The following is a 21,832-nucleotide window of genomic DNA, read 5'->3' on the forward strand; positions in this document are numbered from 1 at the left end:
GATGTCCACTGCTGCAACCTGCGGCGATGCCGTGCCCGCCGCCGATACCGCCGCTGTGGAACAGCGCGTCGAGAGCCTGCTCGGCAAGCTCACTGTCGAACAGAAAGTTGTCTTGCTCGGTGGCGTCGATAACTTTTATACCCGTGACGTGCCGGCTATTGGCCTGCCGCGCCTGGCCATGTCCGATGGCCCGATCGGCGTGCGCGCACCCGGACCTTCCACCGCCTACGCCGCGGGCATTGCCCTGGCGGCGAGCTGGGATCCAGCACTGGCCGAGCGTGTGGGTACGGCCATGGGCCGCGATGCGCGTGCTCGCGGCGTGAGTTTCCTACTGGGCCCTGGCGTCAACATGTATCGCGCGCCGCAGAACGGCCGCAACATGGAGTACTACGGCGAAGATCCGCTACTCGCCGGCAAGATCGCCGTGGGCCTGATCCAAGGTGTGCAGGGGCAGGGCGTGGTCGCCACCGTCAAGCATTTCGCCGCCAACAATTCCGAGTACGACCGCCGGCACCTAGATAGCCTGATCGACGAACGCACGCTGCGTGAGATCTACCTGCCAGCCTTCGAGATGGCCGTGAAGGAAGGCCATGTCGGCGCGGTGATGAGCAGCTACAACCTGGTCAATGGCGAGTATCTGGCGGAGAACCGCCGCATCGCTCACGACATCCTCAAACAGGAATGGGGTTTCAACGGCCTGTACATGTCCGACTGGGAAGCCGCGCACGATGGCGTGAAAGCATTCAAGGCCGGGCTCGATCTTGAGATGCCGACGCCGGATGCGATGAAGCCGGCGCTGATCGAGAGCGGACTGCGCGATGGCTCCCTGTCCACCGCCGATCTCGACGACAAAACGCGCCGCCTGTTGCGCACCGCTGTGCGTTTCGGCTTCCTTGATCGTCCGTTGCGCGACTATGCCATTCCCCTGATGGATCCCGCGTCGGCACATGCCGCACTCGATGCCGCGCGCGAATCGCTGGTGCTGCTAAAGAACGCCTCGCAGACCTTGCCGCTGGATGCCTCGCACATGACATCGGTCGCGGTGATCGGACCGATGGCGTATCCGGGCGCGGCCAGTGCCGGCGGTAGCTCGCACATCGATGCATTTCGCACGCAAAGCATTCTCTCGGGCATCAGCGACCGCGTGGGCGATAAGGTGAACGTGCTCTACAGCCGTGGCCTGCCCAGTACGGCAGACGTGTTCGCGAAAGAAGTATTCGTGACCACGGATGGCAAGACCGGCCTGCTTCGCGAAACCTTCGGCAACGCGGACTTTACCGGCAAGCCGGTCGAGCGCATGGTCAACACCAAGGTGGACCAGTGGAAGCCAGAGCTGTGGACCACGCCCGCGGCGGAGCGCCAGAGCATTCGCTGGTCCGGTCGCTTCGTGCCTGATCGCAGTGGCAAGTTTCTGTTCCTCACTGCCGCGGCAAGCAAGGATAGCTACACGCTGTACGTCGACGGCAAGCCAGTGATCCAGCAGCCGGTGTTTGAAGGCCAGGCGCCGCACTACGTCGTGTTGCCGATGACGGCGGGCAAGGCTGTGGACATCCGCCTCGACTATCGCCCCGACGTGAGCTACAGCCGCATGAGCCTGGGCGCCATCGCCGTGGATGCGATGATCCCCGAGGAAACCCGCAAGATGGCTGCCATGGCCGATGCCGCCGTGGTCGCGGTGGGTTTCGATGGCACCTCCGAAAGCGAGGCCTTTGATCGCAGCTTCCAGTTGCCTTGGGGGCAGGAGGCGCTGATCGAGGCCGTCGCCGCCGTCAACAAGCACACCGTCGTCACCGTGACCTCCGGCGGCGGTTATGCCACCGACGGTTGGCTCGACCACGTGCCGGCGCTGCTGCAGAACTGGTACCCGGGCCAGGAGGGCGGGCAGGCGATTGCCGAAGTGCTATTCGGTGATCGCTCACCGGAAGGCAAGCTGCCGATCAGTTTCGAGCATCACTGGCAGGACAATCCGACCCACGATTTCTACGACGCGCATCCTGCTGCCGACGGCCACCCCACGGTGCGCTACGGCGAAGGTGTGTTCCTCGGCTATCGCTGGTACACCAGCCACCCGCGCGACGCGCAGCCGTTGTTCGCGTTCGGTCATGGCTTGTCGTACACGAGCTTCGCCTTCAGCAAGCTCGCGCTCTCCGCCGTGGCGGCGAATGGTGATGTCACGGTGTCGTTCGACGTGCGCAACACGGGCGCGCGCGAGGGTGCCGAGGTGGCACAGGTGTACGTGGGCGACCCGTCGGCACGCGTGGCGCGCCCGCAGAAGGAACTCAAGGCGTTTCGCAAAGTACGGCTGGCGCCCGGGCAGACGTAGCATGTCAGCCTGACGCTGGATCGGCGCGCGTTCGCCTGGTACGACGCCGACAAGCATGACTGGCGAGTTGATCCGGGTCGTTTCGTCGTCTACGTGGGCGATGCTTCCGACCAGACGCCGCTGAGCGCGGACTTCACGATGGGTAAGCAGCCATGATGTCTGCGCTTTCGCCCCTGTAATCATCTGGAATAGCCACCGGGTCGGAAGGTGCCCCGGTGGTGTTCAAGAGCTCGTTTATGATCTTGCATGAGCGCCGGATTTTCTTCGCCGTCATTCCGGCGTACCCCGAAAAGGGGGCAAGGGCCGGAATCCAGTGGCGACCACGTTCAATGATGGCGATGGTTGGCCATATTCCGGGACTTTTTTCGCGATAACCGGATACAGAGGTCACTGGATTCCGGCCTGCGCCGGAATGACGAGCAAGACATGTCGCTTTTCCGGGGTCCCCATAAGATCGTAGGGGCGGCGCCCTAAGAGCGCGCGTTCTCAATGAACTGCCGCGGCGTGCAATTGAATTCACGACGGAACACGGCGTACATGTACTGCAGCGAGGTGAAGCCGCTGCTCACGGCTACGTCGGCCAGCGGACGTGACGTGTCCTTGAGCATGTTGCGCGCCATCTCCAGCTTGTGCTCCAGGATGGTCTGGTGCACGGTGCGCTTCAGCTCACGCTTGAAGTGTTCTTCAAGCAGCGTGCGCGAGATGCCCACGTAATCGGCGACCTGTTCGGTTTTGATGCCCAGACACGCGTACTGGCGGATGTAGTGGCAGGCGCGCATCACATGCGGGCTCTTCATCGGCTTGTGCAGGCTGCTGGCCTGGATGTTGAGGCCAGCCGGCGGTACCAGGATGCGCGTACCCGCAGACACGCCACCATGCAGCATCTGATGCAGCACCTGCGCGGCCATGCGGCCCATTTCCTCCGCGCCCTGGGTCACCGAGGTCAGCGGGATACGGCTCAGGAGCTGCGCCAAGGGGTCGTTGTCGATGCCCGCCACGGCGATCTGCTCGGGCACCGGTACATCCGCCACCACGCAGGCCTGCAGCAGCTGACGCGCACGCGCGTCCGTCACTGCGATGATGCCAATGGGCTTGGGTAATGACTTCACCCACGCAGCCATGTCTTCCTGTGCGCGGCCCCAGCCACCCGCACTGGTCGGCGAGCCGCGGTATACCAGGCCCTCGAGCCGATCTGCCTCGATCATTCGCAGGAAGGCGGATTCGCGCTCCTGCGCCCAACGGTTGCCTGGATTGGGCGGCAGCCCATAGAAGGCGAAACGTTGCAGGCCCTGTTCAATCAGGTGGTCATACGCCAGCCGCACCAACTTGACGTTGTCGGTCGCCACGTAGGGCGTTATCGGTGGGTATTGGCTCACGTCCGCATAGGAGCCGCCCACGGCCACCACGGGAATGGGTATGTCGGCCAGGGTTTCGGCCACAACGGGGTCGTCGAAGTCCGCGATGATGCCGTCGCCGCGCCAGTGGTGAATGCCAAGGGTGCGGCTGCGGAAGTCCTCTTCCATGAAGAGGTCCCACTCCACGCGCGTGGATTTCAAATACTGGCCGATGCCCGCAATGATCTGCCGGTCATAAACCTTGTTCGCATTGAAGAGCAGGGCGATGCGGTGTGGAGACATGGTCTGGCTATTCGGGCCGTAATGAAAAGAGCCCAGGAAAGCCGACGCTACCAGCTCTCGCGGCACCGGGCATGACGCAACGCGACAGGGAAAAAAACCTGCCACGTTGGCGGATTTCGCAATTGCGGCCCCCCACGGCCTGATTGCAGCATCCCGGCGTTGTTTGAAGTGGCCCTGGACGCCACTCCCGGGCGCCACGTGTCGCGGCCGGTGTCGCCACTCCGCAGGCTTTGGGCCGAAACCTACGCATGAAGATCACCGCCATCACCACTTTTATCGTGCCGCCGCGCTGGCTGTTCGTGCGCGTCGACACCGACGTTGGCATCAGTGGCTGGGGCGAGCCGATCGTGGAGGGCAGGGCGCACACCGTGGCCGCTGCGGTCGACGAGCTGTCCGACTACCTGATGGGCAAGGACCCGCGCCGGGTAGAGGATCACTGGAATGTGATGTACCGCGCCGGTTTCTATCGCGGCGGCCCGATCCTGATGAGTGCGCTGGCCGGCATCGACCAGGCCCTGTGGGATATCAAGGGAAAGCAGTTGGGCGTGCCCGTGCATGAGCTGCTGGGCGGCCCGGTGCGCGAACGCATCCGCGCCTACTCGTGGATTGGTGGCGACCGTCCGGCCGATACCGCGCGCGCCGCGAAAGATGCGGTGGCGCGCGGTTTTACCGCGGTGAAGATGAATGCCACGGAGGAAATGCAGTACGTGGACACGCACGCCAAGGTTGAGCGTGTGCTGGAGAACGTGCAGGCCGTGCGTGACGCGGTGGGCCCGGACATTGGCCTGGGTGTGGATTTCCACGGCCGCGTGCACAAGCCCATGGCCAAAGTGCTGATGCGCGAGCTGCGGCCGTACAAGCTCATGTTCATCGAGGAGCCGGTGCTGTCTGAGCACCTGGAGGCCATTCCGGAACTGGCGGCGCTGTCGCCCGCGCCTATCGCGCTGGGTGAACGGCTCTATTCGCGCTATGACTTCAAGCGCGTGCTGGACATGGGTGGTGTGGACATCATTCAGCCCGATCCATCCCATGCGGGCGGAATTACCGAGACCCAGAAAATCGCCGCCATGGCCGAAGCCTACGATGTAGCGCTGGCCCTGCATTGCCCGCTAGGCCCCATCGCTCTGGCGGCTAACCTGCAACTGGATGCGGTGTGCCACAACGCTTTTATTCAAGAGCAAAGCCTGGGCATCCACTACAACGCTGACAACGACCTGCTTGACTACGTGGTCGATCGCAGCGTCTTCACCTATCACGAAGGCTATGTAGCTATTCCGAAGGGGCCGGGCCTGGGCATCGAGATCAATCAGGCCTACGTGGACGAGCGCGCCATCGTCGGGCATCGCTGGCGTAACCCGGTATGGCGTCACGCCGATGGCAGCGTGGCGGAATGGTGATGCGCGCGCCCATGAACCTCGTTGCTGGCATCGACGTGGGAACGCAGAGCGTCAAGCTCGTCGTCTACGACATGGATTCGCGGTGCGTGGTTGCCGCCCACGGGCAGTCGATCGAGCTGATCGCCGGTGAGGATGGCAGTCGCGAGCAGATCGCCGAGTGGTGGATCGACGCCGTGCGTACCTGCCTCGCCAAACTGCCCAAGTCGCTGCGCGCAGCGATTGTGGCTATCGGTGTATCCGGACAGCAGCACGGTTTCGTGCCGCTCGATGCTGACGGCAACGTGCTGGCACCGGTCAAGCTGTGGTGCGACACGAGCACGCAACCGGAATGCGAAGAGATCATGGCGGCGGCCGGTGGTGCGGAGCGTTGCGTCGAACTGGGCGGCAACCCGATTCTCGCCGGCTATACGGCCTCCAAATTGCCCTGGACGCGCAAGCATCGGCCGGACGCCTACGCAAAGCTCGCCACCATCCTGCTGCCGCACGACTACGTGAACTTCTGGCTCACCGGCGAGCGCTGGATGGAATGCGGCGACGCCTCGGGCACCGGCTGGCTGGATGTACGCACGCGCCAGTGGTCCAAGGCCATGCTCGAAGCGACCGATGCCGGGCGCGACCTGTTGGCCTGCCTGCCGCCGCTGGTGGCCGCCGACGCAAGTTTCCCAATCAAAGACAGCATGGCCGACGAGTTGGGTCTGTCGCGCGGCGTGCGCGTCTCTGCTGGCGGCGGTGACAACATGATGGCCGCCATCGGCACCGGCAACGTCAGGCCCGGCGTACTCAGCATCAGCCTTGGCACCTCGGGCACGCTGTTCGCCTATGCCGATCACCCCGTGGTTGACCAAGACGCACGCTGGGCGGCGTTCTGTTCGTCCACCGGTGGTTGGTTGCCGCTGATCTGCACGATGAATTGCACGCTCGCCACCGAAAAGGTAGCGCAGGCCTTCGGCTTCAGTGCGCGCGATGGCGACACGGTGATGGCGGGCACGCTGCCCGGCGCGGGCGGACTGGTGATGCTGCCGTTCTTCAACGGCGAGCGCACGCCGGATCTGCCGTATGCGCGCGGCAGCCTGCACGGTATGGACCTGGGCAACATGACGCGCGCGAATATGTATCGCGCCGCGATGGAAGGTGCGACCTACGCGTTGCGCAGCGGTTACGACGCACTGCTGGCCACGGGCCTGCGGTTCGATGCGATCCGGCTCACCGGCGGCGGCAGCCACAGCGCCGCCTGGCGGCAGATGATCGCCGACGTGTTCAACCTGCCAGTGGAAGTGCCGCTTCAGGCTGAAGGTGCCGCGCTTGGTGCGGCATTGCAGGCCGCGTGGGCAAACGACCATGCGCGCGGTGGCTACGCGGATATCGCCGATCTGGCGAGCGAGCACGTTGTCATCGCCACTGGTCTGTCGACGCGCCCGGATGCGGCCAGCGTTGCCGCCTACCGGCAGCACTACCCGATATTCCTGCGACACCTCGATGTGGCCAGGTCGCTACACACCCACCCCATGGTCACGAGCGCCGCGTGACGGCCAACCGGACCTGCTTCATTTCCCCGACAAGGATTCCGACACCATGAGCACTCCCTTCATCGGCAAGCGCGAATATTTCCCCAGCATCGGACGCATTCCGTTCGAAGGGCTGGGCTCGGACAACCCGCTGGCGTTCAAGCATTACGATGCCGGCAAGTTGATCGGCGGCAAGAGCATGGCCGAGCACCTGCGCTTCGCCGTGTGTTACTGGCATACGTTCTGCAACGCGGGCCACGACCCCTTCGGTCCGGGCTCGCGCGTTTTCCCGTGGGACCAGGAAGCGACACCACTGGCATGCGCCGAAGCGAAAATGGATGCGGCCTTCGAGTTTTTCACCAAGCTCGGCGTGCCGTACTACTGCTTCCACGATATCGACATGGCGCCGGATGCCGACGACATCGGCGAGTACGAAGCCAACCTGAAGCATATGGTGGGCCTTGCCAAGGAACGCCAGCAGGCCACCGGCATCAAGCTGCTGTGGGGTACGGCCAACCTCTTCAGCCATCCGCGCTACATGAATGGCGCAGCGACCAATCCGGACTTCGCGGTGGTTGCGCGTGCCGCGGTGCAGATCAAGGCTGCGCTTGATGCCACCGTGGCGCTGGGCGGCGAGAGCTACGTGTTCTGGGGTGGTCGCGAAGGCTATGCCTCGCTGCACAACACGAACATGAAGCGTGAGCTCGACCACTTCGCGCGCTTCCTCACCATGGCGCGTGACTACGGCCGCAGCATCGGCTTCAAGGGCAACTTCCTCATCGAGCCCAAGCCGATGGAGCCGATGAAGCACCAGTACGATTTCGACTCCGCCACTGTGGTCGGCTTCCTCAAGGCGCATGGCCTGGACAAGGATTTCAAGCTCAACATTGAAGCCAACCACGCCACGCTTTCCGGCCACACCTTTGAGCATGATCTGCAGGTGGCTTCCGATCACCGCATGCTCGGCAGTATCGACGCCAACCGCGGCAATGCGCAGAACGGCTGGGACACTGATCAGTTCCCGAGCGATCTGTACGACACCGTGGGTGCCATGCTGGTAGTGCTGCGTCAGGGCGGCATCGCCCCGGGTGGCTTTAACTTCGACGCCAAGGCGCGCCGCGAATCTACCGATGCTGACGACCTTTTCCTTGCCCACATCGGCGGAATGGATGCGTTTGCCCGCGGGCTGGAAGTGGCTCATGCGCTGCTGAATCAGTCGCCGCTGGAACAGTGGCGCGCGGACCGCTATACGAGTTTCGACTATAGTGCCGGGCTCGATTTTGCCGATGGCAAGCTCAGTCTCGCCGATCTGCACGATTACGCCGTCAAGCATGGCGAGCCAGCACGGCAGAGTGGCAAGCAGGAGCGTTACGAGAACTTGATCAACCAGTATCTGCTGCGTTGACGGTATCAAGGGGGCGGGCAGGGCACACGGGGGTGTGCCTTGTCGGCGGGGAAGACCGGAAACGACATGAGATACCGAAAGTATGAACAGCATTGCGCTTGATAGCCCGGCTGCCGCGAATCAGGCAGAGAACACCCGACTCATCGTGCAGATCAGTTGCGTCGCCACCTTGGGCGGCTTCCTGTTCGGCTTCGACAGCGGCGTCATCAATGGCACGGTGGATGGCCTGAAGCAGGCCTTCCATTCGAGCTCGGCGGCCATCGGTTTTCAGGTGGCGTCCATGCTGCTGGGCTGCGCCTTCGGCGCGTTCTTCGCCGGGCGCGTGGCCGATGTCTGGGGGCGGCGTTCGGTGCTGATCGTTTCGGCGCTACTGTTCCTGTTGTCGGCATTGGGCGCAGGCGCGTCAGCCAGCGCAGCGTTTTTCGTGGCGGCCCGCATCACCGGTGGCTTCGCGGTGGGCGCGGCTAGCGTCATTGCACCGGCCTACATCGCCGAAGTGGCGCCTGCGCGTTACCGCGGCAGGCTGGCCACCATGCAGCAGATCGCCATCATCAGTGGCCTCTTCAGCGCCTTCCTTAGCAACTACCTGCTGGCGAAAGCGGCGGGTGGCTCCACCGGCATGCTGTGGCTAAGCCAGGACGCATGGCGCTGGATGTTCTGGATGCAGGTGCTGCCGTCCTCACTGTTCCTTGTCTCGCTGCTGTTCATTCCAGAGAGCCCGCGCTTCTTGGTGGTGCGCAAGCGTGACCAGGAAGCGGCCAAGGTGCTCACGCGCCTGTACGGTGAGCAGGAAGCACGGGCCAAGTTGGCGGATATCGGTGCCTCGCTCTCGCAAGACCGGCACAACCCGAAGTTCTCCGACCTGTTGGACAAGGCAACCAGACGCGTGCGCCCCATCGTATGGGTGGCCGTTGGTCTTGCCACTTTCCAGCAATTGGTCGGCATCAACGTGGTGTTCTACTACGGTGCCGTGCTGTGGCAGGCGGTGGGTTTTTCCGAAAGCGACGCACTGCTGATCAACGTGCTCTCCGGTGCGCTAAGCATCGGCGCATGTCTGGTCGCGGTGATGCTGGTCGACAAGGTGGGTCGCAAACCGCTGCTGTGGGTGGGCTCGGTCGGCATGACCATCACGCTCGCACTGGTGGCCTGGGCCTTCGCGCACGGCGGCGTCGACGCCAGCGGCAAGCTCATCCTGCCCGCCGGACAGGGCACGCTCGCACTGGTGGCAGCAAACCTCTACGTGATCTTCTTCAACATGTCGTGGGGCCCCGTGATGTGGGTGATGCTCGGCGAAATGTTTCCTAACCAGATCCGTGGCTCGGGACTTGCCGTGGCCGGCGCCGCGCAATGGGTGTCCAACTTCACCATCACTGTGACCTTCCCGATGCTGCTTACCAGCATTGGCCTGGCGGGTGCGTACGGTCTCTATGCCCTGGCGGCCGCACTATCGGTGGTCTTCGTGCTGCGCTATGTGCACGAGACGCGCGGCAAGGAACTGGAAGAGATGGAGGGCTGACATGCGGACCTCAAAGAAAATCTCACTGCTTAGTCTGGCCTTGGCCCTCGCCACGGCGGTTACCGCCGCCAACGCTGCACCAGCGGTCACGCTTGATCGCCACGGCGCATGGGTAAGCATCGAAGCGTATGGCCCCAACGTGGTCCATATAACGATTGCCGCCGACAAGGCGCAGGCATTGAAGTCGCCCGGTTACGGGATTCTTGCCGATCACGCCGACCATTCCGCATTCCGTGAAACCCACGACGCGAGCGGCGATACCTTTGCATCGCCCGAGCTGACCTTGCATGTCAACGCTGCGCCGCCGCCGCATACGCCAGGCATCACGGAGCGTTACTTTGCGCCGGACCTGGCGCCAGTCCGCTTGCAAGTGAAGAACGCCAAGGGCGCGACGGTCGTCAACATGACCGGCTGGGAGATGTACCCGCACGAGGTGGCCGGCGAAGCCACCTATCAGGTGGGTGCCACGTTCTCCGCTCCCGTGGACGAACACTATTACGGCATGGGCCAGAATCAGGACAGCCTCGGCCCGCTCGATCTGCGCGGTCGCGTCATCGATTGCCAGCACTGGTACGACGCACCGAGCGGGGAAACCGTCTGCGTACCCTTCATGGTGTCGTCCAAGGGTTACGGCATCATCTGGGACAACCCATCGGATACACGCTTTGTCGCCGGCATTCGCGGCCGCACGAGCTTCCAGTCGAAAGTAGGGGAGCGCGTCAGTTTCTTTGTGGTGACGGGCGACACGCCCGACGCGATCTACTCGGCCTATGCACGGGTGACGGGCAAAACGCCGATTCCGCCCAAGGCCGCCTTCGGCCTGATCCAGTCCAAGGCACGCTACGACAGCCAGGCTGAAGTTTTGCGCGTTGCGCATACGTATCGCGAAAAGAACTATCCGCTCGACGTGATGGTGGTGGACTGGTTCTATTGGACGCACATGGGTCAGCTGGACATCAATCCGGCGGAATTTCCCGACCCCGATGGCATGAACAAGCAGCTTCATGATGCGGGCATGAAGTCGATCATATCGATCTGGCCGCGCTTCGAGCGATCCGGGCGTTACTTCAGCGAGCTTGATGCCAAGGGTTATTTTCTGAAGGACAAGAACGGCAAGACGGTTGATGGCCTGCCGTTCCGTTCAGATCGCACCGGCGCACTGATTGACTCGACCAACCCCGCAGCACGTCAGTGGTACTGGGAACACGCCCGCGACAACATTCGCTCGCATGGCTTCGACTATCCGTGGCTTGACGAAACCGAGCCGGATCTCGTGCCGGACGGCTACTTCTTCTCGATCGGCTCCGGCGATCGCTACCACAATGTTTTTCCGCTGGTGCACGTGGAAGGCGTTGCGCAGGGCATGCGCGCATGGAAGCCGGACGAACGTGTATTGATACTCTCCCGTGCAGCCTACCTGGGCTCACAGCGCACCGGCGCGCTGTTCTGGTCGTCGGATATCGACCCCACCTGGGAGGCGCTGCAGCGCCAGATTCCCACGGGCCTCAACATGACCGCCTCCGGCATTGCGTATTGGGGCAACGACATCGGCGGTTGGCAATACTTGCCGCAGACCACCAGCGCCACCAAGGCACCGCTGCTTGATCCTTCCGATGCGCGCGACACGGTGGGGCAGAACAACGACTATCCGGAACTGCTCACGCGCTGGTTCGAGTACGGCACCTTTCTGCCGACCCTGCGTTTGCACGGCGATCGCAAGCACACGGAAATCTGGGCGTTCGGTCATCAAGCCGAAGCGATCATGGCGAAGTACGACAAACTTCGTTACCGCTTGATTCCGTATATCTACAGCCAGGCCAAGAAAACCTATGACACGGGCGCGCCCTTCATGCGGCCGTTGTGGATGGATTTCCCGGGCGATGCCAACGTTGCCAACTTGGGTACCGAATATATGTTCGGACCGGCTTTCCTGGTGGCGCCCATCACCGAGCAAGGCCAGACGGAGAAAGACATCTATCTTCCCGCTGGCAGCGATTGGTACAACTTTTGGACCAACGAAAAGCTGACCGGCGGGCGCTGGATCAAGGTGGCCGCGCCCATCGACCAGATTCCTGTGTTCGTTCGCGCCGGGTCCATCGTGCCGCTGGGTTCGGATATTCAGTCGACTGCATCGAAGCAGTCGATCACCGAGATCCGTGTTTATCCGGGCAACGATGCTGGCTTTGCGCTCTATGACGACGACGGTGCGTCGTACGGCTATGAAGCGGGCAAGAGCACCACGACCCAACTGCATTGGAACAATGCATCCGGCGTGTTGAGTGCCACCGGCGGCGATGCGGCGTTCAACAAGAAGGTCTCGGAACTTGCCAAGGTGATGGGCAGGTAAGGGGACTCAACTAAAGGACATGGGGCGGACGCTTGCGAAGCGCCCGCCCCACGTCTGTGCCTTTCGCTTACGGAGTCGTCAGCGCGTTAATGAAAGCTGCGCCGATCGGGCTGCCCCAGCCGGTGACCAAGTCGAAGCCAGCCACGGCCTTGAAACCCGAGCCGCTACCTGCCTGAGGCGGGTTGCTGCCGCTTGTCACGTCATGCAACAGGCTGTGATAGGTGGAGCCCAGGCCGAGCGTGTACAGCTTGGTGTTGACGAAGCCAACCGTTCCATTGCCGGCGGCCACTGACTGCTGGTTGGCGAGGGCCAGCAGACCGGCCCAACGCGGTGCAGCGAAGCTGGTGCCGCCATAACCGGTTTCGAAGCTGCCGTTGCTCACCGTCGGGTTGTCGAAGTTGGCCTCCGCCGACACGTCAGGATCGTTGCGCAGCGTGGTCGAACCCTTGTTGGTGGTGGTGATCACACCGGCCGTCTTCTGGTAAGCCGGAATCGAATAGCCGGCCGCCTTGTAGTAACCGCCGCTGCTGCCACTCCAGCCGGTTTCCGAACTCCAGGCGCCGCCAGGGCCCGTGGTGTTCAGATCGGTGCCACCGACATCGAGAATATTCGGGTCGAGTGACGGAGCTGCCCACGTCTGGCTGTTATAGGCGCCGGAGTCACCCGTGGCGTTGAGGAAGGTCTGGCCTTGCGCAGCGAACTGCTTGTAGATCGGATCGTCAGCGCTGCCGAAGTCACCGCCACCCCACGAGGAGCTGATCACCTTGGCGGTGTTGTCGGTGGCCATCTGGTTGAGGATGTCGGTGGCGCTGGAGCCCTCGTAGAACAGCACCTGGGTCAGGCCCGGCGCCATGCCGATGACGTTGACGATATCCAGCACCTGCTCGCCGTCGTCGCAGGGCGAGGTGCCACTGCCATCACCCGCATCGCAGACGCCGCTATAGCCATTGACCAGCACGTTGTTGACCGGCACCGACGAACTCATGCCGGTCTGGCTGTAGTAAAGGGCGACGTCACTGGAGTAGTAGCCATCATAGGAAAAGATCGCCACTGTCTGACCCGCGCCAGTCAGCGAGCCTGAGCCGTAATACGCCGCACGCATATCACTGGGCAGATACTCGCCCGAGGGGCCCGAGCCATTGGCATGCTTCAGCGCATTGGCATGCTGCTGGGCATTGCCGTGGATCAGATGGTTGACTCGCGGGTTGACGTCGGTCAGGCCCGTGATCTTCAACAGCGGTACGCCCAGATCCACCGTGGGCTCACGGTTCGGCGCATAGAAATTGCGGTTTTCGGACAGATGGTGATACGTGGCCAACTGCATGTGCAACGCGCGGTTGATGGTATCCACCGAGCCCTCGACATCCACCAGACGGCGGTTGGCAGTGGTTTTAACTACGGTGAAGCCGTTGGCCTTGGCCCAGGCGACGACGGTGTCGTAATCCTGCTGGGTCGGTCCAAAGCGGTCGGTAAACTCCTGGACACTTAGATATTTGTGATAGCCCGGGCTCTGCGGGTCATACAGCTGCTGCAGCACGCTATCCAACTCGTCTTCGTTGCGCAGCGGCAGGTTGAGCGCCAACTTCAAGTGTTGCGATCCGGCCAGCGCGCCGGTAACGGCGGCTCCACCGGAAGACACGATCTCGGGCACTTGAGTTCGCAGGATATGCACCTGGCCCGTACTTGCGACATCGGCGGCGTGTGCGCTGGCGCCTGCGGCGAAAGCGCAGACGAACGCCATGGCTGGCATGGCCAGCTTGAGGCTGAAAGAGCGACGAATTTCCTTGCTGAGCGGTAGTAATTTCACAGTCCATTTCTCCCTTGGGAAGTGAAGGTGCAGCACCCTGCTGGGCTGCACTCGCTGTCTACTTGCATGACCTGCGGCGCCGTAGGAACGGCTCATTGCTAACGCCGTCGCTTTCGAAAAAAGACACGGTTACCTCCCCGTAAGGCCGGCCGGAATGCAGTCAAAAACTTGGGAGGCAGTGCGATGGGCGGTAAGGCGTGCCCTGGCGTAGCGGGTTATTTGTAAGGGCGTGGCGTAGCCCATGACAACCGCATGCGCGAACTTTCGAATGGCAATTACTTGCGATCACCTAAGTGATACTGGCGTGATGAGCTTGCGATATTCGTAGGGTTTTGGTGCCGCATGTCACAAGTCTCAAGCAACGAGATCTTTCGTTTCACATGGCCGCGACGAAGCGAATGAATCGTCAATAAACTTCACATCGAAGAAGTTAGACAAGCCATCAATAAACCGTGTGTCGCGTTGACAGGTCTGTCACGACGGCCGTCACAGATCATCGGGTGAGCACGCGCACATTGAATGTGTGAGCCGCCGTTTCGAACGTCCATCAAACCTATGCAGGGCGACACCATCGACAGAGTGGATGTGGCAGGCCATCGCTACATGCGCAAGCCGGTGGATGGCATGGTTCGGCACGCGCGCCACTGCTCTGGTCCGCGTATGTGAGCAACTCAGTAGGGGGTGCGGAGCACTTCGTCTATCCGTGCTGCCACGGTGTGCGCGTCGCCCGTGGGTTGGTCCGTATAAGGGTCCCTTGCGTGATTCCAGGCGTCGCCCAGGGCGAACCAGTCGACCGGCTTCGCAGGCACACCCGCACGAAGCTCCTGATCCAATCCATTGAAGAACGTTGCCCACCGCACGCGGTAATAGTCGTGCGTCAGTCCCGCCCAATCCTTGTTGCCGTAGTCGTGCAAGCTGGCACCCTCGCTGGCCTTGCGATCACCCCAGGTGGTGAGGATGGAGCGGGCGTCATAGTCGAGTCGCGTGCGTTCCTCAGGCGAGGAGGCCCAGCCATCGACGTGCGCCAACCAAGTTCCCACGAGGAAATAGCGGTTGGTCGAAAGCAACTGATCCTGTAAGTCCATCAGTTGTAGCCATCGCTGCGCGAGGTGTTCGAACTGCCCACGGTCCTTGGCGTCATACGCAGACTTGATGCGCGGCAATAGCAGGCGGCTTTCGTTGGCGAGCGTCTGTCGGGCGATATCCACAAGGTCATACTGGTAGGTATCGCTGCTGCGTAACGCCGGATCGATCTTGAGCATCTCGGGCAGGGCCTGCTTGAACAGGGTGGCGTCGTAGCGCATGCCCTCGGGAGACCAGTTCGAGGCACGGTTCGCAATGAGGCTGGGTTGGGCGTTGAACAGTGACTCCTGCGCCGCGTCGCGCTCGCTGTTGAATACCACGCTGTCGATGCGAATGTCGTAGGCGGTGGCGAGCAACACCTTCCAGGCAGCGAGTGCATGCGGATCGGCGGAACCGTAGCGGCGCCGCACATAGTCGGTTGCCCAAGGGCCAGCGTCGACAGCTTCGCCGCGCCAGGCCATTTCGGTGAACAGGTCGAAAGCGAAGGGGTTGGTATCCATGCCTTCGGTGAAAACTGCGGTACCGACCATGTTGCGGTTGGTGCGACCAAGACGTTGCAGCCGTTCGGTGATATTGCGCGTGTTGGTGCCGAGTGTGGTGCGGCCGCCGAACTCCCAGATGCCGCCGAACAAGAATGGTGCGTCCTGGAAATCTTTCTGGCGGTCGTCGCGCGGCACACGGTCATGGTCGATATCGATGATCAGCAGGTGCCGGCGATCGACGCCGCTCAGCAGGTCCTGCCGTGGATTGCCTTGCCAGGCCAGCATCATCCAGAGGGCATCGGGATGCGCATCGTGCAGCGCGCGTTGCACGGCTCGGGCTGCTTCCGGCACCGGTACATCGCCAGACTCGCCACCTTCCTGGAATACCTCCATATCGTAGACGGCGCTCTCGCCGAACAGTGCGCGTTGGTGCTTGTAGAAGGCTGTAGCCAGCCGCCTGAACAGCGGATCGCGCGGATCGAGCCAACCCGGACGCGTGAAGCCGGCCCATTCGCCTTGAGGCACGACATGTGACTTGGGGAATTTCGTCTGGAAGTCGGCGGGCACGATGCCATAGAAGCCAGGTAGCACGGGCGTGATGCCGAGCTCACGCAGGCGGGCGATGATCTTCTGCGCGGACACAGCGCGCTTCTGCATTAGGTCCGTGCTGATCGGGCCATTGAAGCAGCAGAGATTCCCCATCAATTGCCAGTTCTGATGGGCGGGTTGAGTAATCCACTGGCGGATCTCGGCATCCGAATAGCCGACGTCGCGGAAGGTTTGGTAGAGCACGCTATCCATGCCGCGCTCGACCAGCATGGCATTGATGCCGGAAAGTGCGAGCACGTCGATTTCGCGCTCCCAGCGCGTCCAATTCCAATAGGGGGCGGTATAGCCATCGACGTTCTCGTTCAGCGCATAGCGATGCGCATACTCAGCTTCGCGTTCGATGGTCTTCGCCGGTAGCGGAAACGCTTCGGTGCCCACCCTGTCACCGTTGGGCGATATCTGCACGTTCGCCACGTACTTCAGGTACCAGTTCACGCCGAAGAGCAACGCGCTGGGCGTGCTTCCTTCCACCCGGATATGCCCGTTCGCGCTACTGATGCGGAAATGTTCGCGGTCGCTCCCGCCTGGGAGCGTGCCTAGCTCGAACTGCGAAGCCTGATGCGGCAGCAGGCGATGGATCACCGCTTGTTGCGGGCCCGTATCAAAGCCAGGCAAGTCCGTAGCGCGTGAGGTTGCGCTCCACCAAAGGCATACGGCGATGGCCAGCCAAGTCCATGTGGCGGATGGGCGCATAGCGTGTTCCAGGCGGTGTGGGTGCCGGTCATCGTATACCGCCGCGAAGGAGGCAAGGTTTGTCGCCGTCGATCCCTGGTACCCCACGGCGCTGGCGCTTGTGTTGCCCGTCGGCCGCCGTGATAAGTGAAGTTCTTCCCGCGACTTGTTTTCGGCGTAGGCTTGATGGCCTCATCGCCAGGAGGGTCGAACCATGTTCCACCGAACCTGCAAGCGCTTGCTTCTGCTTCCCGTCCTGCTTTCACTCACAGCCGCGGCACAAGCGGCCGATACCCATCCGCCGGCAGCGGAGATGTCACTACAACAAGCCGTCAACGGTAGTTGGCGTTCCGATGCCAACAAAGCGCGCGACGTCTATCGACATCCGGTGGAAACACTGCAGTTCTTTGGCATCCAGCCGGGCATGACGGTGATTGAGCTGTCACCGGGCGGCGGTTGGTACACCGAGATACTGGCGCCGTACCTTGCTGCGCATGGTCAGCTGATTGAAGCGGCACCGCCGAAGGCTGAGAAGTTCAACGCCAAGCTCAAGAGCAATCCCGCTGTGTTCGGCCATATCGCCAAGGTGATTCCGTTCGCGCCGCCCGATCAGGTGAGTCTGGGCGCTAGCCAGTCGGCGGATATGGTGCTCACGTTTCGCAACACGCACGACTGGTTGATCAACAGCCCGGACACACTCGCGGCGGTGTTCAACGCCGCGTATGGCGTGCTTAAGCCTGGTGGCGTTCTCGGTATTGAGGAGCACCGCGCCAAGCCATTCGCCGATGGGCAGGCCACGGCTGGTGCGCTGCATCGCATCTCCGAGGATTACATGATTTCGCAGGCCACCAAAGCAGGTTTCCGGCTTGCTGATGTGTCGCAGGTCAATGCCAATCCGAACGATCCCGAAGACATCAATGTCCATCGTCTGCCGCCCGATCTGTCGGGCCCGGAAAGTGAGCACGCGAAGATGAAAGCGATCGGCGAGTCCGACCGCATGACGTTGAAGTTCGTGAAGCCATAGCGGCGCTCGATGCCTTCGGCCATGCGGGTGTGCCTTATCCGATGATCGACCGGGCAGGGTGACTGGCTTGTTCACGCTTCGCTGGCACGATCCTTGATTCTCTCCCAGTAGAGAACAACAACATCCCCGCATGGAGCATCGACGTACCGGGCACTGCCGTTTAACGCAGTGACGGGGCGGCTTTGCCTGGATCTGTGGTTGCCACGATGGAAATGAACTTCACACTTGTTGATGAACTTGGCCAGCCGATCGAAGTCTTCTGCGAAGTCTTCGAGCGTGGTGAGTCGGTGTACTGGCGTGCCTGGCTGTATGGGTTTGCCACCCTGTTGGAGGAACTGGACGGCCATGCGTCCGACGATGCTGTCATCGCGGGACAGATCCAGGCGGAGATCATGTTGCGCGGCATCCGCGCACATGCTGACCCAGAAGGGCAATAACTGACCCACCATCTCGGCCGTCTCCAGATGGCTTCCGCTTTATCCGGTCGAAAGCATCATGGTTCGATATGGCGGGTGATCTTCCGCCAGACCCGGAATGGCCGGATGGATAAGAAAAACCCCGCGTTGTGCGGGGTTTTCGTTTCAAGCGCTGAGCGTGGCCAGTGACTGGAGGCGGCTGTGGTAGGTCGCGTCCGTTTCCCGGTACAGGCCGGACCACGGGTCCAATACGTAGCCCTCGGTGGGCTCGGGTGAAACGCCCCGGGCGTGGGGGTGTTCCGCGCTGGCAATCGGCGCATCAAGGGTCATGGGATCCATATGCACTCCTAATGGTTGTCGCGTGGGAAGTTCAGCCTAGCGAGGCGTTCGTTGGCGGGTGGTTAAAGAGTAGGGCCGTTTCAGCGAACGCATTTCTTATGAAATTCCTAGGAATTGCGGGGTATTTGACGCATTGATGACGACACGATGGCAAAGCCGTCGCTGCGTGACGAACGTTCACTGGCGCTGTGTTTCTCGCTGGTTGGTGAGGCGTGCGAGAATGGCTGCCCTTCCGCGCCGCGACGGCTGTTGCGATGGCTATGAACAAAGACGCTTACCGCCAGTTTCAGGAAGAACTGGCTGCACTCGATAAGGCGCAGGACACGCGTCGCAAGGAAACCGGCGAAGCCCCGATGGAGCGCGCCCGGCGAGAGTTCCTGGCCCTGCGTGAGCGCTACCACTTGAGCGTTGCGGACGTAGTGGCTTTCTTCCCCGAGGAAGACGGCATTGCCTACCTGCAGAGCCTGATTGCAGCCTCGGCCGAGAAACCGGTTCGCAAGCGTCGCGTCAGCCGGAAGGCGGAGCAGGAGGACTAATCGCACTGTGCCGGCGGAAGCGGGAACGCTAGCATCCGCCGATCCTTACGCGAGGTGTCCCGATGTTGCGCTGTGCGTTCATTGCCTTGCTCGCCCTCCTGTCCGCCGATATATCAGCGCAGGACGCCACCCCCACGGTTTTCGCTCCCGGCATCATTTCAGGGCCGTTACACGACAGCGCGCCGGCGTTCACGCCGGATGGCCACACGGTGTACTTCACGCGCAGTGACGGCGCGAATTCCAGCATTCTGGTCAGTCACCTCGACAACGGGCATTGGTCCGCGCCGGTAACCGCGCCCTTTTCGGGGCAATGGAGCGATATGGAGGCCGCCATGTCGCCGGACGGGCGCTTTCTGGTTTTCGTATCCAATCGGCCCAAGACGGCGGGCGGTAGACCGTTGGACGGCTTCTTTATGGGGCGCAGCTTTCCGGGCCACGGCGGCAATCTGTGGAAGGTGACGTGGGAGAACGGCAAGTGGAGCGAGCCCGCGCGCCTGCCGGACATCGTCAACCGCAGCGACTCGACGTTCGCACCCGCCGTGGCGGCTGATGGCAGCCTGTATTTCATGCACCCAGCCGCTGACCCGAAGCACTTCCAACTGTTCCGCGCAGGGTGGCATCGCAATGCCTATGACGAGCCGCAGGCGCTGCCCTTCAGCGATGGGCATGTCACCGACGTCGACCCGGCGGTGGCGCCGGATGAGTCCTTCGTGGTGTTCGGCTCCAGCCGCTCGCCGGCTCGGCAGATCGATCTGTTCATCGTGTTTCGTGACCAGGGTGAATGGGGTACACCCATTCATCTGGGCAATGATGTAAACAGCGCCGGCTCCGATGCGGAGGCACGCCTGAGTCCGGACCACCAGACGCTGTATTTCGCCAGCGACCGTCTGGTGGATATTGCACCTGGCACCGTGCGAGCGGACTGGGACAACGGCAAGTACAACATCTGGGAAATCCCGTTGAGCCCCTGGTTGGAGGCGCACGCGAAGGCGCTCCACTGAGTCCTGCGCCCAGGACGCAACGTTTTCGTTAGCGGGGGCATCCAAGCGGAGACGTTTCAACCCACGTTGGGGGTACTCCGTGCGCGTATACCTGGGGTCATGGATGGGCGTGCTTTGCCTCGCCCTGTGGGTCATGCCGTTGCCTGCATCCGCCACCTTCTCCATTGTTGCTTGCGACCCGGCGGGCAATTGCGGCGTAGCCGTCGCGACCGACAACCTGGCGGTGGGGGCCACCGTGCCGTACGCGCAAGCACGTACCGGGGCATTGGTGTCGCAGTTCGAGACGAACCCGAGCTACGGGCCCAGGGGCTTGGCTTTGTTGGCAACGGGTATAGCGCCCGACGCGGTGATCCAGCGGTTGCTGGACGGCGATGGCGATTTCGATGGCACCACCATTGCGGAGCGTCAGGTGGGCATCGTGGATGCGTCCGGCCGCTCGGCGAGCTATTCGGGAGACGCGGCTTTGGCCGCGAGTTGGTCGGGGGCGCGTCATGGCGAGGGATACGCCGTGCAGGGCAATGGATTGGCGGGGGCGTCGGTGCTGGAGGCGATGGAAAAGCGCTTTCTCGCTGCACATGGAGCCCTCGGCGCGCGCTTGATGGCCGGCCTGGAGGCAGCGCAGGCCGCCGGTGGGCAAACCATCGGCAGAATGTCTGCCGCACTGCTGGTGCGCACGGTGGACGGCGGGTGGCAAGACATCGACCTGCGCGCGGACGGCTCGGCGGAACCCTTGACGGATCTGCGCCGACTGCTGGATCAGCACTATGCATGGCAGGCGATCGTGACGGCCGAACGGCAGTGGCGCGAGGGGCACGCGGCCGATGCGCGTGCATCGATGGCGCTTGCGTTGCAAGGTAGCCACGGCTGGGATCGCGTGTGGCGGCGTGGTGCGCGTCTGGCGATGTCGATGGGGGATACCGATCGCGCGCTCGATTGCCTGGCTACGTTCGTAGCGACGAACCCCGTATGGGCGCGCAGCGAGCTACAGGATGAACTGTACGCACCGCTGCATGGCAATCGTCGTTTCGATGCCTTGCTACGGCATGCGCAATCAGGTGCCAGGCCTGTGTTGCAGCCGTGACGCCTCCGTAACGCGTAGTTTGCGATACAGATATCTCACGTCATCGGGGCGTTGATCATGATCGAACAGATTCCCGGATTGCCGGTGGGTGCGTTGGGATTCCGTGCGAGCGGGCAGGTCACCGCGACGGATTATTCGCGCATATTGGTGCCGGACATCGAGGCGGCCTTTGCGTTGAACCGCAAGTTGCGCCTGCTCTACCATGTCGGCCCCGAGTTCACGGGGTTCGACGCGGGTGCTATGTGGGAAGACGCGCAGCTGGGTTTTCGCCACTTCAGCGGGTGGGATCGCGTGGCGCTGGTGAGCGATGTGCAGTGGTTGCGCCTTGCGGCTTCCGCCATGGGTTTTGCCGTGCCCGCTGAGTTCAGGCTGTTCCACAACGCTCAGTTCGACGAGGCCTTTGCCTGGATAGGCGAGCCCAGGGCCGCCGAGGACGATGGGAACAAATGAAACTGTTTGCAGTGCTTGTCAGCCGGCGTGACATGTGGTGAAGTCGAGCTCATGTCCAGCATCTGCGCCAAACTCGTCGCCATGACCGCCGCTTCCGCGTCGGCCGGCGAGTGCCTGCGCGCACTGAACAACAATAACGCCAATAACAATACCCGCATCAACGGGTGGGCCGGCGTGTAAGCAGAAGCAACACACATACACA

General features: G+C 62.4%; 15 protein-coding genes and 1 pseudogene. 13 read left to right on the forward strand and 3 right to left on the reverse strand.

Features of this window, described 5'->3' with window-relative positions; genetic code table 11:
- The first annotated feature begins 1 nt into the window (after position 1).
- Positions 2-2,479 (forward strand): annotated as a pseudogene (locus DYST_RS01720) (glycoside hydrolase family 3 protein).
- A gap of 314 nt (positions 2,480-2,793) precedes the next feature.
- Here DYST_RS01720 and DYST_RS01725 read toward each other — a convergent pair.
- On the reverse strand, positions 2,794-3,960 hold the full coding sequence (locus tag DYST_RS01725) for a XylR family transcriptional regulator (RefSeq protein WP_102304742.1): 1,167 nt from the start codon (positions 3,958-3,960) through the stop codon (positions 2,794-2,796).
- A 248-nt stretch (positions 3,961-4,208) separates the two neighbouring features.
- On the opposite strand from DYST_RS01725, the gene dgoD reads away from it, so the two are divergent.
- The 5 genes from dgoD to DYST_RS01750 all read left to right on the forward strand — a co-directional run bounded on the left by dgoD (position 4,209) and on the right by DYST_RS01750 (position 12,130).
- Entirely contained in the window at positions 4,209-5,357 is a 1,149-nt protein-coding gene (gene dgoD / locus DYST_RS01730; RefSeq protein WP_239949572.1) for a galactonate dehydratase, read from the forward strand.
- A gap of 11 nt (positions 5,358-5,368) precedes the next feature.
- Positions 5,369-6,883, forward strand: a complete 1,515-nt coding sequence (gene xylB, locus DYST_RS01735) for a xylulokinase (RefSeq protein ID WP_239952046.1) — start codon at positions 5,369-5,371, stop codon at positions 6,881-6,883.
- A 46-nt stretch (positions 6,884-6,929) separates the two neighbouring features.
- Complete coding sequence (gene xylA, locus DYST_RS01740; protein WP_239949573.1) at positions 6,930-8,267, forward strand: xylose isomerase; 1,338 nt, start codon at positions 6,930-6,932, stop codon at positions 8,265-8,267.
- 82 nt (positions 8,268-8,349) lie between these two features.
- Entirely contained in the window at positions 8,350-9,783 is a 1,434-nt protein-coding gene (locus DYST_RS01745; RefSeq protein WP_239949575.1) for a sugar porter family MFS transporter, read from the forward strand.
- A 1-nt stretch (position 9,784) separates the two neighbouring features.
- Entirely contained in the window at positions 9,785-12,130 is a 2,346-nt protein-coding gene (locus tag DYST_RS01750; RefSeq protein ID WP_239949577.1) for a TIM-barrel domain-containing protein, read from the forward strand.
- A gap of 67 nt (positions 12,131-12,197) precedes the next feature.
- Here the strand turns inward: DYST_RS01750 and DYST_RS01755 are convergent, their stop codons facing one another.
- Entirely contained in the window at positions 12,198-13,937 is a 1,740-nt protein-coding gene (locus DYST_RS01755; protein WP_239949578.1) for a S53 family peptidase, read from the reverse strand.
- 671 nt (positions 13,938-14,608) lie between these two features.
- Positions 14,609-16,804 carry an alpha-N-acetylglucosaminidase gene (locus tag DYST_RS01760; RefSeq protein WP_239949579.1) on the reverse strand — a complete coding sequence of 732 codons (2,196 nt, stop codon included), beginning with the start codon at positions 16,802-16,804 and terminating at the stop codon, positions 14,609-14,611.
- Positions 16,805-16,997: 193 nt separating this feature from the next.
- Between DYST_RS01760 and DYST_RS01765 the strand changes: the two genes are divergently transcribed.
- The 7 genes from DYST_RS01765 (at position 16,998) to DYST_RS23920 (ending at position 21,810) form a co-directional block, all read left to right on the forward strand.
- Positions 16,998-17,807 (forward strand): class I SAM-dependent methyltransferase, encoded by an 810-nt coding sequence (locus tag DYST_RS01765; RefSeq protein WP_239949580.1) that lies wholly within the window; start codon positions 16,998-17,000, stop codon positions 17,805-17,807.
- A 206-nt stretch (positions 17,808-18,013) separates the two neighbouring features.
- A complete protein-coding gene (locus DYST_RS01770; protein WP_146010587.1) occupies positions 18,014-18,244 on the forward strand; it encodes a hypothetical protein in 231 nt (76 codons plus the stop codon).
- Between the two features lie 572 nt (positions 18,245-18,816).
- On the forward strand, positions 18,817-19,098 hold the full coding sequence (locus DYST_RS01775; RefSeq protein ID WP_102304733.1) for a hypothetical protein: 282 nt from the start codon (positions 18,817-18,819) through the stop codon (positions 19,096-19,098).
- Positions 19,099-19,160: 62 nt separating this feature from the next.
- A complete protein-coding gene (locus DYST_RS01780) occupies positions 19,161-20,099 on the forward strand; it encodes a hypothetical protein (RefSeq protein ID WP_239949582.1) in 939 nt (312 codons plus the stop codon).
- A gap of 103 nt (positions 20,100-20,202) precedes the next feature.
- Positions 20,203-21,180, forward strand: a complete 978-nt coding sequence (locus DYST_RS01785; RefSeq protein WP_239949583.1) for a DUF1028 domain-containing protein — start codon at positions 20,203-20,205, stop codon at positions 21,178-21,180.
- 57 nt (positions 21,181-21,237) lie between these two features.
- Complete coding sequence (locus DYST_RS01790) at positions 21,238-21,630, forward strand: STAS/SEC14 domain-containing protein (RefSeq protein ID WP_102304730.1); 393 nt, start codon at positions 21,238-21,240, stop codon at positions 21,628-21,630.
- A 51-nt stretch (positions 21,631-21,681) separates the two neighbouring features.
- A complete protein-coding gene (locus tag DYST_RS23920; protein WP_275666913.1) occupies positions 21,682-21,810 on the forward strand; it encodes a hypothetical protein in 129 nt (42 codons plus the stop codon).
- Positions 21,811-21,832 lie beyond the last annotated feature (22 nt).

It is taken from the genome of Dyella terrae, assembly GCF_022394535.1.
In the GTDB taxonomy this organism is placed as follows: Bacteria; Pseudomonadota; Gammaproteobacteria; order Xanthomonadales; family Rhodanobacteraceae; genus Dyella.